The organism is Gordonia sp. (in: high G+C Gram-positive bacteria) (assembly GCF_049299075.1).
Lineage (GTDB): Bacteria > Actinomycetota > Actinomycetes > Mycobacteriales > Mycobacteriaceae > Gordonia.
Genome location: NZ_JBAQWU010000532.1, coordinates 1 through 1782, shown reverse-complemented (window position 1 = coordinate 1782; position 1782 = coordinate 1). Strand labels below are relative to the sequence as shown.

Sequence of the window (1782 nt, the reverse complement as noted above, 5' to 3'; positions counted from 1 at the left end):
TGGCTGCGGGGCGGCCGCCGCCGGGTTGAGGGAGTGCTCGACGAAGTCGCGGCAGCTGGGGTAGCGGTCGGCGGGGTTCTTGGCGAGGGCGCGGGCAAAGACCGGGTCGAGGGCGGCCAGCTCGGGGCGGCGGCTGGAGATCAGTGGTGGCGCTTGGTAGCCGTGCGCGTGCACCAGCGCCATCGGGGAGTCGCTGACGAAGGGTGGGGCGCCGGTGAGTAGTTCGTAGAGGGTGCAGGCGAGGGCGTATTGGTCCGAGGCTGGCGTCGGCGGCCGTCCGTCGATCACTTCGGGGGCACCGTAGTTCAGGGTACCGATGAACATGTTGGTGCCGGTTAGTCCGGTGGCGCCAGTGAGCTTGGCGATGCCGAAGTCGAGCACGGTGGCGTGTAGTTGCCCGTTCTCCCGGGTGAGGAAGATGTTGGCCGGTTTGATGTCGCGGTGGATGACGGCCCGGGAGTGGGCGTAATCGAGGGCATCGGCAACCTGCCGCGCGACAGCGCCGATCTCCGCGTCGTTCAGCCTTTGGGATGCCAGGTCGCTGCCGTCGAGATTGCGCATCGTGAACCAGGCGTCGCCGTCGGAGACGCCGTGTGCGTAGACGGTGATGATCGACGGGTGATGCAGGTTGGCTGCCGTACGCGCCTCCCGGGCGAATCGTTCGGCGAAATCCGCCGGGTTCCCCGCGCCCGTAGTGATCACCTTGAGGGCTTCGCGGCGCTGGAGAGTCGGGTTCTCGACGAGGTATACGGTGCCCATACCTCCCCGGCCGAGTCGTTTGATCACGGTGTAGCCGGCGAACGTGGTTCCGGGCGACAATTCCATGCTGAGTGTTCTCCTAGCGGGAATGCTGGGCGGCTTTGGCGCGATGTGTGTAACTCACTCATCGTTCCGTGTCGAAGCGCGGTTCGGTATCGGTTGAACCGATGAACTGATGCGGTTGGGCGCGCGGGCGGCCTTGACCTCGGTGCGCTGACTCGCCTAGCGGCTCGTCGGCTACTCGATCAGTCCAGCGAGGCAGGACGAGGAACGAGCCCGTGTCGAAATTACACGTCCAAGATCAGGGTGACCGGACCGTCGTTGGTCAGCGACACCTTCATGTCGGCGCCGAAGCGACCCGTCGCGACCGTCGCGCCCAGGGACCGTAGCGTCGCCGTGAGCTCATCAAGCAGCGGCTGCGCCATCGCGCCGGGGGCCGCGGCGTTCCACGAAGGCCGACGGCCCTTCTCCGTGTTGGCATAGAGAGTGAACTGGCTGATCACCAGGATCGGCGCCGTCAAGTCGGCCGCCGACTGTTCCGGGCCGTCGTCACTGTGGAAGATCCGCAGCCGCCAGATCTTGTCGGCGAGCCGGCAGGCGTGATCGGGGGTGTCGTCGTGGGTGACGCCGATGAACGCGACGAGGCCGAGGGAATCAGCGGGTAGATCGAGCACGCCGAGCACCGCGCCGTCGACGGCGACCGACGCCGCACTGACCCGCTGGACGACTGCTCGCATAGTGGTGAAGCCGCGTGCGGTTTCTTGGGCGGCTCAGGTGTAGAGGTTCTCGACTGGCTCGGGCAGGAGCATCGCGGTGAGCCAGCCGACGATCGAGATGATCAGGGCGCCGAAGATCGCCGCCCAGAAGAAACTGTCGACAGCCAGGCCCCAATGCGTGAGGTTGTTGGTGATCCACGCGGTGATTTCCAGCATGAACGCATTGATGATGATGTGGATCAGGCCCAGCGTGAGGATGTACAGCGGAATCGACAGCACCTGGACGATCGGCTTGATGAAGGCGTTC

General features: G+C 65.7%; 3 protein-coding genes. All 3 read right to left on the bottom strand.

Going from position 1 to position 1782, the window contains the following annotated elements; translation table 11 throughout:
• The coding region (locus WAW85_RS17010; RefSeq protein WP_422560763.1) for a serine/threonine-protein kinase at positions 1 to 825 on the bottom strand (825 nt) is incomplete at its 3' end.
• A gap of 221 nt (positions 826 to 1046) precedes the next feature.
• On the bottom strand, positions 1047 to 1496 hold the full coding sequence (dtd, locus tag WAW85_RS17005; RefSeq protein ID WP_422560762.1) for a D-aminoacyl-tRNA deacylase: 450 nt from the start codon (positions 1494 to 1496) through the stop codon (positions 1047 to 1049).
• A gap of 33 nt (positions 1497 to 1529) precedes the next feature.
• Positions 1530 to 1782, bottom strand: a 253-nt coding sequence (locus tag WAW85_RS17000; RefSeq protein ID WP_422560761.1) for a phage holin family protein, incomplete at its 5' end; no start/stop codon positions are given.

What these genes read in the sequence shown, in the direction of transcription:
- dtd (WP_422560762.1), bottom strand. Translation starts at nt 1,496, where the DNA reads ATGCGAGCAGTCGTCCAGCGGGTCAGTGCGGCGTCGGTCGCCGTCGAC.